General features: G+C 67.8%; 11 protein-coding genes. 3 read left to right on the forward strand and 8 right to left on the reverse strand.

All coding sequences use genetic code 11. From position 1 onward, the window contains the following. Positions 1–463 precede the first annotated feature (463 nt). The gene (locus tag HAV18_RS38095) at positions 464–2,695 is read left to right on the forward strand and encodes a penicillin-binding protein 1A (RefSeq protein ID WP_166965963.1); all 2,232 of its coding nucleotides are present in this window, start codon (positions 464–466) and stop codon (positions 2,693–2,695) included. A 34-nt stretch (positions 2,696–2,729) separates the two neighbouring features. On the opposite strand, the gene HAV18_RS38100 is transcribed toward HAV18_RS38095, so the two are convergent. Both HAV18_RS38100 and HAV18_RS40120 read right to left on the reverse strand, forming a co-directional pair. Continuing rightward, positions 2,730–4,616, reverse strand: coding sequence for a WG repeat-containing protein (locus HAV18_RS38100; RefSeq protein ID WP_166965965.1), 1,887 nt, complete (start codon positions 4,614–4,616; stop codon positions 2,730–2,732). A 60-nt stretch (positions 4,617–4,676) separates the two neighbouring features. Continuing rightward, on the reverse strand, positions 4,677–5,939 hold the full coding sequence (locus HAV18_RS40120) for a hypothetical protein (RefSeq protein ID WP_243771845.1): 1,263 nt from the start codon (positions 5,937–5,939) through the stop codon (positions 4,677–4,679). A 278-nt stretch (positions 5,940–6,217) separates the two neighbouring features. On the opposite strand from HAV18_RS40120, the gene HAV18_RS38110 reads away from it, so the two are divergent. After that, the gene (locus HAV18_RS38110; protein ID WP_166965967.1) at positions 6,218–6,670 is read left to right on the forward strand and encodes a nuclear transport factor 2 family protein; all 453 of its coding nucleotides are present in this window, start codon (positions 6,218–6,220) and stop codon (positions 6,668–6,670) included. Positions 6,671–6,700: 30 nt separating this feature from the next. Here the strand turns inward: HAV18_RS38110 and add are convergent, their stop codons facing one another. Further along, positions 6,701–7,801: an adenosine deaminase gene (gene add, locus HAV18_RS38115; RefSeq protein WP_166965969.1), complete on the reverse strand. Its 1,101-nt coding sequence runs from the start codon at positions 7,799–7,801 to the stop codon at positions 6,701–6,703. Between the two features lie 46 nt (positions 7,802–7,847). Continuing rightward, positions 7,848–9,197 carry an NCS2 family permease gene (locus tag HAV18_RS38120; RefSeq protein WP_166965971.1) on the reverse strand — a complete coding sequence of 450 codons (1,350 nt, stop codon included), beginning with the start codon at positions 9,195–9,197 and terminating at the stop codon, positions 7,848–7,850. A 94-nt stretch (positions 9,198–9,291) separates the two neighbouring features. On the opposite strand from HAV18_RS38120, the gene HAV18_RS38125 reads away from it, so the two are divergent. Continuing rightward, on the forward strand, positions 9,292–10,203 hold the full coding sequence (locus tag HAV18_RS38125; RefSeq protein ID WP_166965973.1) for a LysR family transcriptional regulator: 912 nt from the start codon (positions 9,292–9,294) through the stop codon (positions 10,201–10,203). Positions 10,204–10,272: 69 nt separating this feature from the next. Here HAV18_RS38125 and HAV18_RS38130 read toward each other — a convergent pair whose 3' ends face one another. From HAV18_RS38130 to HAV18_RS38145, 4 genes are all read right to left on the reverse strand, one after another. Next, a complete protein-coding gene (locus HAV18_RS38130) occupies positions 10,273–11,325 on the reverse strand; it encodes a nucleoside hydrolase (RefSeq protein ID WP_166965975.1) in 1,053 nt (350 codons plus the stop codon). A gap of 10 nt (positions 11,326–11,335) precedes the next feature. Continuing rightward, on the reverse strand, positions 11,336–12,448 hold the full coding sequence (locus HAV18_RS38135) for a porin (RefSeq protein WP_166965977.1): 1,113 nt from the start codon (positions 12,446–12,448) through the stop codon (positions 11,336–11,338). A 161-nt stretch (positions 12,449–12,609) separates the two neighbouring features. Next, positions 12,610–13,947: a hypothetical protein gene (locus HAV18_RS38140; protein WP_166965979.1), complete on the reverse strand. Its 1,338-nt coding sequence runs from the start codon at positions 13,945–13,947 to the stop codon at positions 12,610–12,612. Positions 13,948–14,341: 394 nt separating this feature from the next. Then, on the reverse strand, positions 14,342–15,769 hold the full coding sequence (locus tag HAV18_RS38145) for an MFS transporter (RefSeq protein ID WP_166965980.1): 1,428 nt from the start codon (positions 15,767–15,769) through the stop codon (positions 14,342–14,344). Positions 15,770–16,077 lie beyond the last annotated feature (308 nt).

Here is a 16,077-nt window from a genome sequence, read left to right on the forward strand (position 1 = left end):
GTCGTGATGGCCTGTCCGGATCTGTCGGGACCCTTGCACATCGGCTCCGACCACCGCTTTGCGTCCGGCCTCCCGAGTATCGCGAGGGCTGCCGGCGCGCGTGCGTTCATCCAAACCAGCCCGTTCTCGTTTACACCGGAACCGTAAGCCGACGAATACACCTGTCCACCAGGAAAATGTGAAGTAGACGTAGACGGCCAGCACCGGCAGCGTACCGACGCCAGCGGCTACCCATGCGCTTTTGAGACCGGTCAGCGGAGCAGCGCACTGATGGAGGCCGCCGCGCAGCGGCTCGCGGACGTGGTTTCGTCTGCGGAATCGCGGCCGCGCGCGCCGCAAAAGGTTGTCGGCAGGCAACAAACGTAATCGTCTGTAAATCCTGCAAGCAAACGGCCGTTTTGGCCCGCGTCGCACGTGTGTCGTTTGCTAGGATCGCGCCTCTTCCATCCGCGCTCCTGCCGCCTTGAACCGCTTCGTGCCGATTCTTCGAGACGCGTGGCTCCGTTGCCGCGCCCGCGTCGCCCCGTTCGCCGCCGCCCGCGGCGCGCGCCTCCGCGCGCTGTGCGCCGGCGCGCTGCACCGCCTGCGTCATCCGACGCGCCGCGGCGTCGCGCTGACGCTCGCCGCGATCCCGGTGCTGGGCCTGCTGGTGCTGCTCGCGTTCGTGCCGTTCACGCCGAGCATCGGCGACATCCGCAAGGCGCGCATCGACCGCCCCGCGCGCGTGCTGTCGGCCGACGGTCAGGTCATCGCCGAGTTCCGGCCCGTCAACCGCGAATGGGTGCCGCTCAAGCAGATCTCGCCGCACATGGTCGACGCGCTGATCGCGACCGAGGACCACCGCTTCTACTCGCATCACGGCATCGACTGGCGCCGCACGCTCGCGGCCGGGCTGCATACGTTCTCGGGCAGCCGCCAGGGCGGCTCGACGATCACGCAGCAGCTCGCGCGCAACCTGTATCCGGACGAAGTCGGCCGTTCGCTGACGCTCACACGCAAGGTGAAGGAACTGATCACCGCGTTCAAGATCGAGTCGGTGTACAGCAAGGACGAGATTCTCGAGACTTACCTGAACACCGTGCCGTTCCTCTACAACGCGTACGGCGTCGAGATGGCCGCGCGTACCTACTTCGGCAAATCGGCCGACCAGCTCGACATCGTCGAAAGCGCGACGCTCGTCGGGATGCTGAAGGGCAACAGCTACTACAACCCGGTGCTGAATCCGGAGCGCGCGGTCCAGCGACGCAACATCGTGCTCGGCCGGATGGCGGCGATGGGCATGCTGTCGCCGCGGCAGCTCGCGCAATTGCAGCGCCGGCCGCTACGCGTCGACTTCGAGCCGCAGACCGCGCAACCGGGCCCGGCGCCGCACTTCGCGGTGCAGTTGCGCAAGTGGCTGATCGCCTGGGCCGACCGCAACAACTACGACCTCTATTCGGACGGCCTCGTCGTGCGCACGACGCTCGATGCGCAACTGCAGGACATGGCGACGCAAGCGCTGACGCAGCAAACCGACCGCCTGCAGGTGGTCGCCGACAGTGCGTGGCGCGGCCCGTCCGGCTGCGGGCTGCGCAACGACCTGTTCCGCGGCTTCATCCGCCAGACGCCCGACTATCGGCAGGCTCGCGACACGGGGCTCACCGATGTCGCCGCGCTGAAGCAGCTCGGCGCCAACCGGACGTTCATGCGCGCGCTGTGCGAGCGCAAGACGCAGGTGCAGGCCGGCTTCGTCGCGATCGATCCGCGCAACGGCGCGATCCGCGCGTGGGTCGGCAGCCCCGATTTCGGCAGCGAGCCGTTCGATCACGTCGTGCAGGCGCGGCGTCAGCCCGGCTCCACGTTCAAGCCGTTCGTCTATGGCGCCGCCTTTGCCGACGGCATGCGCCCGGGCGATACGTTCGTCGATCGCCCCGTCGCGATCCCGATCGGCGCACACGCAGTGTGGCGTCCGACCGATGCCGAGCCGCCGACCGACGCGCCGATGACGCTGCGCGACGCGCTCGCGCTGTCGCGCAACCGCATCACCGCGCAGGTGATGCAGCGCGAAGGCGCGGCCAGGGTCGCGCAGCTTGCGCGCGCAATGGGCGTGCGCGAGAGCCCGCTCGACGCGGTACCGTCGCTCGCGCTCGGCACGAGCCCCGTCACGCTGAAGGAAATGGTGTCCGCATACGGGACGATCGCGAACCGTGGCGTGTACGTCGCGCCGCAGATGATCACGCGCATCGAGGATCGCGACGGCAAGGTGCTCGCCGCATTCAACAGCGCGCCGCCCGAGCGCGCGTTGCCGGTGGTCGCGGCGCAGACGCTGGTCGACGTGATGCGCGGTGTCGTCGATTACGGGACCGGCGCGGACATCCGGTCACGCTACGGGATCCGCGCCGACGTCGCGGGCAAGACCGGCACGACGCAGGACAACACGGACGGCTGGTTCATCCTGATGCATCCGCAACTGGTGGCCGGCGCATGGGTCGGCTTCGACGACGGCAGCGTGACGCTGCGCAGCGACTACTGGGGGGCGGGCGCGCACAGCGCCTTGCCGATCGTCGGGTCGTTCTACGACGCCGCACTGCGTGCGCGCGCAATCGATCCGCATGAGCAGTTCTCGCCCGACTTCCGGCCGCGCAGCGCACCGGCGCCGACGCCGAGGCGGCGTCCGCATCCCGGCCTGTTCGACTGGCTGAGAATTTTCCGCTGAACGTGCGGCCGGCGGATCACGCCGGCCGCACGTGTCATCGACGCGACGTCGACACGTGACCGTCCGCGTACAGCCAGACGGGCACGTCGTCGTCGCGTAACGCCGCAACCGGTTCGCCGCTGCTCCAGTTCCGCGCGATCGCGACGCGACGCACGAACCACGGCATCAGCGTCGTACGCACCGCGTTGCCGTCGAACAGCGCATCGTCGCCGATGCGCGTGTAACGCGCGGGGTGCAGCTCGGTGCCGTCCGCGCGAAACACGGCCACCCGCACGTCGTCGCCCGCTTCGTCCTCCACCCCGGCCAGCCAGCCGTGACCAGTGCCCCAGTACAGCCCGGACACCTCGTCACAGCGTCCCAACGCGATCGTTGTGCCCGCATCCAGATCGCAGATCGCGACCCGTATCGGCTCGTCCGGCAGGATGCCGATCGCATGACGCCTGAGCAGCGTGTGCGGCACGGTGCCATCGTCGGGCAACCACGACAGCGCGCCCATGTTCACGAAATCGAACGGCGTCAGCACGCGGCCGAGCGCGTCGACGATCGCGCAGCGCCCGTCGTCGCGCCGCACGATATGGCGAATCGCGCCGAGTTCGGCCACTGTCTCGGTCCGTTCGCCATCGATCAGCCGGGCGATTTCCGCGTAACGCGGCTCGACGACCACGCGGCCCTTCAGGTCGACGAGGCCGACGTGATCGTCACGCTGCGCGAGAAACGCGCCGTGCTCGAACGACCATTCGAGCGACGCCCATTCGGGCCGCGCCAGCCATTGCCCATCGCGACCGACCAGCCCCCAGCGCTCGCCTTCGCACACCGCGACGGCGGTGCCGTTCACGAATTCCTGCACGTCGTCGAAACGCGGCGGAATCACCCATGCGCCGTTCGTGTCGACGAAGCCCCAGCGGTCGTCCACGCTCGCGGACGCGAGCCCGTCGGAGAATTCGCCGAAATCGTCGAGCGACGGTTCGAGCACCCACGTGCCGTCCGTGCGCACGAGCCCGAACCGCTCGCCGACGCGCACGCATGCGATGTCCTCGCTGAAGTCCCACACGGCGTCGAACGCCGGCTCACGCACGACGCGCGCGCCGGCTTCATCGGCGAGCAGCAGGCCGACCTTGCCGTCGCGCGCCACCCATAGCAGCCGGTCGTCGTGTGCGCCGCTGCGCCACAGGTTCGTCCACTCGGGCGGCACGATCACGTCCCACGCATCGTCGGTTTCACGCCGCACGCCCCACAGGCCGTTGCGTCCGCGAAAGCTGAACGTGTTGTAGTCGAGCCAGTTTCCATGCACTTCGCCGGCGTCGAACATCTCGGCGAACGTCACGCCGCGCGGCGGCTCCTGCTGGTCGAAATAGTGATGCGACACACCGCCGAACCCGAAGCCCCACGCCCAATCGGGCCAGGCGGCGGGCGTGCCGATCTCCAGCGCAGCGCGCACGCCGCGCACGTCGCGGAAGTCCATGCAGTTCGCGACCTGCCACCACAGGCGCGTGCAGTTGGCACGCTCCCGCTCGATGAAGTCGGCCGGATCGCCGCCGTCGAGCCACGACAGCTCGTCGAGGTTCGCGGAAAAACGCGGCGCATCGTGCACATCACCGAGCACGTCGATCGACTCGCCGAGGTGACGCACGAGCGCGTCGAACTGCCGTGCGAGCGCCGGATCGTCGCCGGGCAGCGGATGCGCGACGACGAACGACGCGAGCCGGCTGATTCGCGCATGCGCCGCGCGTGCGTCGCTGGCGAGATTCGGCGTGCCGGCGTCGCCGAACACGCGCTGATCCGTAATCGCGTCGCCCGCGCCACCGTCGGCGAGCAGCACGCGCCACAGCAGCGGAAAGTGATTGTTGGATTCCGCGAACTCGATCGTTCGCGCGTCGTCGCCGTCACCGGACTGGAGATAGAGCCATGCTCGATTGCCCATCGGAAGGGTCGCCCTCGTCGTTGTGTCGTCGTGCGTCGCGGTACGCCGGGTCGGGCGCCATCAGCGCGCCGCAGCCGCCTTCAGCAGCCGCAGGATCTCCGGATCGTCGCCCGCATCGGCCAACACCTTCGCGGTCGGCTTCACGCCGACACCCAACAGCCGTCGCACGCCCTCGACATGATGCTCGATCACCTCGCCGCGAAGCAGCGTGTCGCTCTGCAGCACCACCGGGTTCGTATCCTTCACGAGCAGCGCGAACACCGCCGCCGACACGGGCGGATTCAACGCGTCGGACAACGCGGCGTCGGCGAGATGGTACGGATTGTTGTCGTGGATCTGCCAGCCCAGTGCGCCGCTCGCGTGCAGCTTGCCGAGCGCGGCAAGCGCGTCCGCTTCCGGCAGCTTCACGAGCTCGGTGACGAGGTCGCTCGCCTGCTCCTCGCGGCCGTCGCGCAACGTGTCGGGCGGCGGCAGGTTCGGCACCAGCAGGTCCAGCACGAGCGCCTGCCGGCGTGCGCGGTCCGGCGACGCCTTGGCACCGTCGTCCGAACGGTTGTGGCGCAGCAACTGGCCGGCCACGCGCCAGCGATCGTCGCTGCCATGCTCGTCGCGTGGCACCTGGTGTGCACGCAGCATCACGTCGAGCCAGCGCCACATCGCATCGACCGTCTTCGCGTCGTTCGACGACACCCCGTCGCCGACGATTTCGTCGAGCGTCTGCCCGCACACGAACGCGCGCTGCTGCACCGGGTCGAGACCGGCGAAGTAAGTGTGCACGCGGCCCGACAGTCCATCGAAGTCGGCCTGGCTCATGTCGGGCGCATGGTAGCCGGGGCACGGCCCCGCGCTGGCGACCTCGCGGCCCCGCACCGCCTTCACCGCGGCCGGCGGCGAATCGCCGCTTCGTGCGACCGGATACAGCTCGATACCGTCGACCTGGAAGCCCTGCTCCATGCGCAGCAGGACGCCCGTGGTCGAATGTTTCGTCGTGAAGTTGCTGCCCGTGATCGACGTGACCTGATACGGCGCGCCGATCGGCATCTTGATCAGCTCCCCACCCGGCACGTCGAGCACACAGGCGCCCGGCGGCGCCTTGTCAGGGCCGTCGGTTTCCAGCTCGGCCTCGTGCGTCGGTGCCGTTTCGACACTCCACCGGCCGGCGTCGCGCCCGCGCAGCACGATCTCGCCGCCCACTTTCTCGACGCGCAGCGTCGCGGGTTTGCCGGCGGCCGGCGCGTAATCGCCGAGCAGCCCGTCGCAGGCACTGCCGGCTCGCGCGGACAACGAGACGAACATCATCAGACAGAAAACAGGAATGCGCACGGCGGGCCTCTCAGGATTCGAATTGTTGTCGGAATGCCGGCGCGGACGCGCACGGCGGCAGCGACACGACCGGGCGCCGCCGGACGCCAATATAGCGAACGCGACCGATGTATGCCAGCCCGCAAGGCGGCATGTCGCGCAACGCGGCGCGCAGCGATGACGCAACGCGTGCGCGGCATCGTGCCTGAACGATGCGCCACCTTAGTCCACCTGGACGAAGCGGCCCGGCCACGCACCGCGCACCATCGCCGTCATCGTCCATCGATGCCGGAGGCCGCATGACCGCAAGCGCTGTCGAAATCGCGAACCTGCTGTACCGCTACGCGGAATTGCTCGATGGCGGCGACCTGCCGGGCGTCGCCGAGCTGTTCCGGCACGCTCGCATCAAGACGAAGGAAGGGGCGCCGACGATCGGCGCGGATGAATTGCTCGCGCTGTTCAGCGCGAGCGTGAAACGCTACTCGTGCGGCACACCGCGCACGAAGCACGTGATCACGAATCCGGTCATCGAGATCGACGAAACCGCGCATCGCGCGACGGTGCGCTCGTACTACACGGTGCTGCAGGCCGTCTCGGGATTCCCGCTTCAACCGGTCGCGGCAGGCCGCTATCACGACGCATTCGAGCGCGTCGACGGCGTGTGGCGTTTTTCATTTCGCGACTACACGCTGTTCGATTTCGCGGGCGACCTGCGTTTCCACCTGAACCTGAACGAACCGCCGGCCGGTTGACGCACCGGCCGGCAGCCAACACGGTCGCGCTCAGCCCGCCGCGAGCGTGGCGGCCAGCGCATCGAACTCCGGCGCCCATGCCGCGCGCCACGCGGCCTTCGTCGCATCATCCGCCCACGCGCCGTCGATCCCGTTCAGCATGAACTGCTTCAGCTCGGCGACGGTAAAGCCGAAATGGCTGAACATCAGCTCCCATGCCTCAGACGGGTTCACCTTGTGCAGCGTCGGATCGTCGGTGTTCGGATGGATCTTCAACCCGAGGCCCGGCATCTTGCGCATCGGGTGCAGTTCCGCCCACTGCTCCGGCGGCAACGTACGCAGGTAATACGAGTTCGTCGGCACGACGGTGAAGACGATCCCGCGTTCCGCGTAGCGTGCGCACAGCTCGGGGTTATCGACGATCGTATAACCGTGATCGACACGATCGACCTGCAGCAGATCGACGGCCGTCTCGACGTTGCGCCACGGCATCCCGAACTCGCCCGCATGCGCGGTCGTGCGAAAACCGGCCGCGCGCGCGTTGCGGTAAGCCTTCCAGAACAGTTCCGGCGGCCGGTCGTTCTCGCGATAGTCGATCCCGAGCCCCGCCACTTCATCCGCGCGATGCGCCTTCATCCATTCGACGATCGCCACCGCCTCGTCGGGATCCTGCTCGCGGTCGATGCTCGGGATCAGGCGCGCGCCGATCCCGAAGTCGCGGGCGGCGTCGCGGATCGCCGTCACGATCGCGGCCTGCGCGTCCGCATACGCGATGCCCGACACACGCACCGTGCCCGTCGGATTCCAGAAAAATTCCGCATGCCGAACGTTGTGCGCGGCCGCATCCTCCAGATACTCGTAGGCGATGCGCCGCAGGTCGTCGGGCTGCGTGAGCAGATACTTGTCGAGCGCGCGCAGCACGTGCAGCACGCCGACCGGCTTCTCGCCGCGCGCATAGAACGCGTCGATCTCCGCGCGCTCGATCGGCGCGCCGCTGCGCTCGGCGAGCGCGACGAACGTGTCGTGCCGCACCGCGCCGAGCAGGTGGCAATGCAGCTCGACCTTCGGCAGCGCGTGGAAGAAGGCCCGATGGGCCGGCGTGATGTCGATGCCCGTGCGCGCGGCCGGGACGTTGCCTGGTGTTCCCTTCATTTCAGTCTCTTTTGCGGTAGTGCCATTGCATCGCGAATGCCGTCTCTCAATGCGGCTTCACGACGGTCCAGAAGTAATAGCCGAGCGGCAGCGCGAGCACGACGAGCCCCCACGACACGTCGCGCCAGCGGCCGGCCAGCAGCTTGACGAGCACGTAGCACAGCAGCCCGCCCGCGATGCCGGTGCCGAAGCTGTTCGACATCAGCGTGAGCAGCACCATCGACATCACGGGCAGCGCATCGGTGAAGTCGTCGAAATGCGTATGACGGATCGTCGCGAACATCGACAGCCCGATCAGGATCAGCGCGGGCGCGGTCGCCTCTTTCGGGATCGCGAGCGCGACCGGCACGAACAGCAGCATCGCGGCGAACAGCACGGCGGCCGCCAGCGACGACAGCCCGCTGCGGCCGCCGGCCTCGACGCCTGCCGCCGATTCGATCAGCGCGGTCAGCGCGGGAATGCCGAACACGGGCCCGATCGTCGCCGCGAGCGAATCGACGAGGAACGGCCGGTTGATGTTCGGCAGGTTGCCCTGTTCGTCGAGCAGGTTCGCCTTCGCGCCGACCGCGAGCGCGGTGCCGAGCGTCGAGAAGAATTCCGCCGCGAAGAACGCGAACAGGTACGGCGCGGCCGCGAGGCTCAGCGCGCTGCCGATGTCGAGCTTGAACGCGATCGGCGCGATGCTGTGCGGCAGCGACACGAACGACGCGGGCAAATGCGTGACGCCGAGCGGCACGCCGGCCGCTGCCGCGACGAGGATCGCGATCAGGATCGCGCCGGGTACCTTGCGTGCCTGCAACACGATCGCGATCGCGAGGCCGATCAGCGCGACGAGCGCACCCGGCCGCGAGAAATCGCCGAGCGCGAACGCGTTGGTCTTCGCGTTCGCGACGACCATCCCCGCATTGCGCAGCCCGAGCATCGTGACGAACAGGCCGATCGACGCGCCGAGCCCGAGCTTGATCTGCACCGGTATCAGCTTCATCACGACGCCGCGCGCGCCGAGGATCGTCAGCAGGAAGAACAGGATGCCCGACACGCAGGCGATGCCGAGGCCCGTCTGCCAGCCCACATGCTCCGTCGTCGCGAGCGTCACGCCGATGATCACCGAGCCGCCGATGCCGGGGCCGACGAGGAACGGCAGGTTCGCGTAGAGCCCCATCAGCGTCGTGAACAGCACGAACACGATGATCGTCGCGGTCGTCGCCGCGCCGCGCTCCATGCCGCCCGTCGCGAGCAGCGACGGGATCACGACGAGCAGGTACGCGGCCGCGAGAAACGACGTGACGCCCGCGATCGTCTCGGTGCGCACGCTCGTGCCGCGCGCGGCGAGCGCGAAGCGGCGTTCGAGCCAGTTGGCCGGCGCTCGCGCCGGGATCGTGTCAGTCGCTGACATGGTGGTTCTCCTGTGATTCCGAATATTGTCCTGTGTCGATTCACGCAGCGCGGTCTTATACTGCCGCGTACCGCATCCCGACCGTTATTGCCCGATGTCGTCCGACCGCTCGTCGCTGCTGCCCGCGCTCACGCTGCGGCAGGTCCAGCACTTCGTCGTGCTCGCGCACGCACGCAGCTTCACGCAGGCCGCGCAGGCGCTGTCGCTCACGCAGCCCGCGCTCACCGCGTCGATCCGACAGATCGAGTTCCTGCTCGGCGGGCGCCTGTTCGCGCGCTCCGCGCACCGGCTCACGCTCACCACCGCGGGCGAGGCCGTGCTGCCGCTCGCCGAACGCCTGCTCAACCAGGCGCGCGGCACCTTCGACGACATGACGCGGCTCATCGGCGAACGCATCCAGACCGTGCGCATCGCGTTCATCCCGTCGGTCGCGGGCCGCCTGCTGCCCGCGCTCAACGCACTGCGCGACGCCCACCCGACGCTGCGCTTCACGCTCACCGACCTGCCGAACAGCGCGCTCGTCGAAGCCGTGCGCGACAGCGTCGCGGATCTCGGCATCGGCGTGCGCGAGCCCGACAGCGACGACGGCACGCTGCGCTACCGGCAGCTGTTCGAGGACGAGATCGTGATCGTCGTGCGGCACGACGATCCGCTCGCCCGCGCGAAGAGCGTCACGTGGGCGAAGCTCGTCGATCGCGAGCTCGCGGTGTTCGTGCGCGGCAGCGTCAGCGAATCGCTGCATCGCACCGGCGGCGCCGAGAAGCTGCGCCTGAACGTCACGTACCGGATGGAATACACCGAGCCGCTCTACGCGCTCGCGCGCAACGGCCTCGCGACCGCCGTGCTGCCGAGCCTCTACACGATGCATCTGCACGATCCCGAACTCGTCGCGCTGCGCGTCGACAAGCCGCGCGTCACACGCGCGATCTCGCTGATCTCGCTCGCCGGCGACGATCGCGGCCCGCACGTGCGCGCATGCCGCGAGTGGATTGCGAAGCACATCTGATTGCGTTGACCGTTCGCCGTTCGCCGTTCGCCGTTCGCCGTTCGCCGTTCGCCGCGTGACCGCCAAGGCTCAGGGCAGCTTCGCGATACGCTCGACGAGCGTCGCGTAGAAGCGGTCCGCGTCGACCTCGTTGATCCACGTCGCGTTCGCCGCGCGGCCGCTGCGCCCGTTCCAGTCGACAACGGTTTCGCCGAGCGTCCACTGCCCGGTCGTCTCGACCATCACGTTCACCTTGCGCCCGCCGAACAGCGTCGGATCGACGAGGTAGCCGACCGCGGTCGGGTCGTACATCGGCGCGTCTTCGACGCCGCGCCGCTTCTTGTTGTACGCAAGCTCGGCATCCATGATGTCCGCGACGATCGCGCCGCAGCGGTTGCCGAGCGCGCGGAACGGCGCGACGCGTGCCGGCGTGATCGGCGCCTTCACCGCGACGTCGCGCGGCAGCACGACGATCGGCACGCCGCTGCCGAACACGACTTCGGCCGCCTGCGGATCGACGTAGATGTTGAACTCGGCGGCCGGCGTGATGTTGCCGCGCTCGAAGAACGCGCCGCCCATCAGCACGATCTCGCGCAGCGCACCGCGAATCTGCGGCGCTTCGACCAGCGCGGTCGCGAGGTTCGTCAGCGGCCCGAGCGCGCACAGCGTCACGCTGTTCGGCGCCGCGCGGCTCAGCGTATCGACGAGATACGACACCGCGTGGCCGGCGGCCAGCGGCGCGCGCGGCGCGTGCAGCTCGACGCCTTCGAGCCCCGTCTTGCCGTGCACGTTCGCGGCCGTCACGAGGTCGCGCACGAGCGGCCGCGGGCAGCCCGCGTAGACCGGCAGCGTCTTCGTGCGGCCGGCCCAGTCGCGGATGATCCGCGCATTGCGTTCGGTCAGGTCGAGCGGCACGTTGCCCGCGACGGCGGTCAGCGCACGCACGTCGAGGCAGTCCTGCGCGCCCAGTGCGAACAGGATCGCGATGGCGTCGTCCTGCCCCGGATCGGTATCGATGATCACCGTGCGGCGCGCGGCATCGCCGCCGGCGGCGAACGCGCCCGTTTCGGGCAGCAGCGCGGTACCGGCCAGCGCGGCGGACAGTTTCAGGAAGGTGCGGCGGGATGCGATCGGATGGGTCATGGTCGGGCGCTCAGAAAACGTGCCGGACGCCGAGCGTCGCCATCATCTGGCGCGTGCCGGTCGAGCGCGCATACGCGAAGATCTGCGCATGGTCCGCGTCGCCGGCCGCCTGCTGCGCGATCACCGTCAGCGCGACGTCGGTGCGTTTCGACAGGTAGTAATCGGCCTGCAGGTTCACCTGGTGCCATTTCGGCCGCTTGTCGATCACGTCGTACTTGCCGTTCGTGAACGCATACGCGGCGCCGAGAAAGAGCTGCGGCGTCATCGTGTAGACGACGTTCACGCCGAGGTTCTGCAGGTGCAGGTGCGAATTGTCGAGGTAATCGTAGCGCACGTCCGTAAACATCGCGGCAAACTGTGCGCGGCCGATCGTGTAGAAGCCGCCCGTGCCCGCGATCCGCTGCCGGCTTGCGTAAGCCGCGGGCGACATCGCGCTCTTGCTGAAGATCAGCAGCGGCGATGCATAGTCGTTCGCGATCGCACCGTCCTGGTTCGTCGCGCTGTAAGGATGGTTGTACTGCGCGTAGACCGCGCTCCAGCGCAGCGGGCCCTGCTCGTAGCCGAGCCCGAAGCTGTAAGCGCTGTTGTTCGCGAAGCCCGTCGCGTTGCTGAAGCCGTACAGCGCGGTGAATTTCAGGCCGTAGTAGACCGGGCTCACGTACTTCACCGAGTTCTGCACGCGGATGTCGTTGTAGCCGTTGTCGTTGTCGCCGATGTTCACGCCGTTGCTCGCGATGATCACCGGCCCGATGTAGTCGTGGATCGCGTCGTACTGGCGGCCGAACGTGAGCGAGCCGTAGGTGCGGTCGGCAAGGCCGACGTAGGCCATCCGTCCGAATTCGCGACCGTTCTGCGCGGCCGTGCCCGTCATCACGTTGAAGCCGTTCTCCAGCTGGAAGATCGCGGACAACCCCTGCCCGAGATCCTCCTTGCCCTTCAGCCCCCAGCGCGGGTTCTGGTTCGTGCCGGACAGTGCCTGCCAGGCGTTCTTGCCGCCCTGGTTGGTCGCGAACCCGACACCGGCCGAGATGAGACCGTACAGTGTGATGCTGCTTTGCGCACAGGCATGCGTCGCGAAGGCGCCGAGCATCGCGAGCGGAGCGAGCTTGTAGAGAGTTTTCATGCGGGTCGTGTGATCGGTGGTGGTCCAGGCGCGGCAGGGTTCCGCGAAACTGGCCTCGACTATACGAACCCGGATCGGATAATAAAAGTTTGCTTTTCTTATGTATCAATAAAACGGATTTATTCTCATCCTGGCATCGCCCGCCCCCGGCGGGCCGGCGGTCAATCCGCCGTGTCGCCGCCCTTCGGCACCTTCGACCACGCCTTGTGCCCCGGCATCGGCGACCAGGCCGGGCGGGCCTTGCGCGCGCTGTCGATCACGACCAGGTAGCGGCCCGCGATCGGCGTGATGTCGCGGTCGCGCCGCAGCACCCACAGCGACTTGCCGGCCTCGACACGCGCCTGGTAGTCGTCGTCGAGCAGACCGTGGCGATCGAAGAACGTGTTCAGCGAGGCGGGAATCCGCACGCAGCCCTTCGAATGCCGGATGCCGAGCAGCGATTCGAGCCGGTCGGGATCCGTCGCATGCATCTGGAAGCGCATCGGCGACACGCCGCCCTTGCCCCAGCCGCGTTCGCCGTCCACCCAGCCGAAGTCATAGATGCGCATGTCGCGGCGGCCGTAGCCGCGAATGCCGTTCTCGTTCGTCGTGCCTTCCGCGCGGAAATCCATGTTGTCCGGCGAGTGATGGAACACGCCGAGCGGCGTCAGGAAATGGTCATACTTGCCCGGCAGCCCGGTGCCGACCGGCGAAGCGCCGATCATCAGCCATGCGTTGGCCGGCGTTGCACGGAAGTAGATGAAAAGCGCCTGCACGTTCGGCGCGCGGTCGACCACCGCGACGTATTCGCCGGCGAGGTCGCCGAGATCCGCGTCGGTGAGCGCCGCCTGGAGCCGCTGGCCGTAGGCACGCTGCTCGCTTGCCGGCACGTTCAGGCGCCGCGTGACTTCCTGCGTGAAGCGCTTGCGCATGTCGATCGCGCGCGCCGTCGCATTTTTCGCTTCCTCGGCCGATAGCGGCGGATGCTGGCGCGGCGGGGTTGGCGCGGGCGTCTCTGCCTCGCTGGCCGGTACGGCGGATGCAGCCGACGCAGGGGTGGCAGCCGACGCGGCGGAAGCCGCCGACGAAGGCGCTGCAGTGGACGCGGCAGAAGCCGCCGATGCGCCCGACGCCGCGCTGGCAGGTTCCGCATGATGCGCATGCGATGCCGCGGGCGCGGGCTGCACGGCCGATGCGCCCGACGATACATGCGCTGGCGACGCCGGATGGACACGGGAAGCCGAAGACGCGGGCGACGCAACTGCTGAGGATGACGTAGCAGCGGACGACGGTACGTCGGACGCGGCAAGGGCAGGCCGCTCGGCAAGAACGGAAATCGGCAGTGCGACAGCGAGCCATGCATACGTGGCGACTGCGCGGGTAAGGCAACGCGGCTTCGCAAATCGCCGCGTCAGATTGGAAAGCATCATACGTTCGAAGCCATCGGCCGATCCGGCCGCCGCATGCTGCTGTTGCGAGCGGCGCATCTTCCGCGCGAGCCATCGACACGTCCGGCGCATCGTGTGCGCCCGGCGCCGACGCCTCTTCGCGGCGGAGCCGATCGCTGATGCAACGCGTACGGTCCGATGGCGGCTAATGAGTCGTCAGACGTTTCATTCTACTCGTCTGCGCAAGAATCGGCAGCGACGAAAGCTGCGGTTTCACGGCGGATTTGCGCTTCGTCACGCTTTGTTTCAACTCGTTTCCGCTCGCTTTGTCGTTGCGTGGCAAGCTTGTTTTTTGGGCGTTTTGGCGTGTACCGGGATGCGAGCCGTAGGCTTGTATTTTTCGCTACGATGCGATGTCTTCTCCACATCGATTCGCATGCCAAATCATTTTAGATGCGGCTTGTTCAGTGCAATCACACTGCACGCATGCCGCACTAACCATGCGACATGCGTGCACATCCCTTGACTACTTCGAGATGGTTTCGAGCGCGATGCCCTTCGTGCGCGGCCCCATGAGCCCGATCGCGGCCATCACGACCACCATCGCGCCCGCGATGAACGCGAACACGCCGAAGGTGCCGAAGCCCTTCAGCACGGCCGCGATCACGAACGACGAGAAGATCGCCGAGAAGCGGCTCCACGAATAAACGAAGCCGACGGCCCGTGCACGGATCGACGTCGGGAACAGCTCGGCCTGATACGCGTGGAAGCTGTACGACATGATGTTGCTGGCAAGCGTGAGGCCGATGCCGAGCACGATCAGGAATGCGCCCACCGTCGTCTGGCTGAACAGCAGCCCGCAGACGACGATCGCCGCCGCCATCGCGACGATCACCGACTTGCGCTCGAAGCGGTCGGCGATCACGAGGCCGATCAGCGGGCCGATCGGCGCGGCGAGTGCGATCACGCTCGAATACATCAGGCTCGACGTGATCGTGATGCCCTGCTTGATCAGCAGCGTCGGCACCCAGTTCGCGAAGCCGTAGAAGCCGACTGTCTGGAACACGTTGAAGATCGTCATCATGATCGTGCGGCTGCGATACGGCTGCACCCACATGTCGCGGAACCTGCCGCGCGGCGGCACGGGCTCGGCGGGCGCGGGCGGCGGCAGCGGCCGGCCGTACTCGGCTTCGACCTTCGCCTCGAGCGCGCGCATGATGCGGTCGGCTTCGTCGACCCGGCCCTGCTGCGCGAGCCAGCGCGGGCTTTCCGGCAGTTCACGGCGGATCCACCACACGAACAGCGCGCCGTGCGCACCGATCAGCACGACCCAGCGCCAGCCGTCGAGGCCGAACGGTGCATGCGGCACGAGCAGGTAGGCGAGGAACGCGACCACCGGCACCGCGACGAAACCGACCGCCTGCTCGCACGCGAATGCGCGGCCGCGGATCTGCTTCGGTACCAGCTCGGAGATGTACGTGCCGATCGTCACCATCTCGACGCCCAGGCCGAGACCGACGACGAAACGCCAGAAGTTCAGCCCGGCGGCGGTGTCCTGGAACGCCATTACGACGTTCGCGGCGGTGTACCACAGCAGCGACCACGTGAAGATCGCGCGGCGGCCGAAGCGGTCGGCGAGAAAGCCGCATGCGATCGTGCCGATGAAGAGCCCGGAGAACAGCGCGGCGATGAAGCTCGCGACGCCCGTGGTGCCGAACAGGCCGTGCGTCGTCGCCGAGAGGATCCCGCTTTTCACGAGGCCGGGCGCGACGTAGCCGCTATAAAGCAGGTCGTAGAGCTCAAAGAAGAAGCCGAGGCTGAGCAGGACGACGAGCTTCCAGACGGTACGTGTGGGCGGCAGGCGGTCGAGGCGGGCCGAGATGGAGCCGGGGTCGATCGCCGCAGGGTGGGCGGCGCCTGCTGCGGTGAGCGAGTCGGGCTGGGTGGATGCCATGGTGGCAAGTCTCCGGATTCTTGATTGTCTTTGGCGCTGGCAGAGGGGAACTGGCGAGCGGCTTCGCGCATTTTAGCGAGGCGCGCGTGAGCACATCAATCGGCTGAAGCACGGCCCGCGCGACAGGTTTTCCTACCACTGGAAATATCCGACACCGACACTCGCGGCATCCTGATAGTACCGGTCATACAGCGCGCCATTCAGCATGCCGACCGGGCATCCCGGTGCCGCACGTTGAGACAGGACGTAATACCTCACGATAGGCTGCTCCTCACCTGACAAGCCCGACGATCGCCGATCATCGACAA

It is taken from the genome of Burkholderia sp. D-99 (assembly GCF_011605345.1).
GTDB lineage: Bacteria > Pseudomonadota > Gammaproteobacteria > Burkholderiales > Burkholderiaceae > Burkholderia.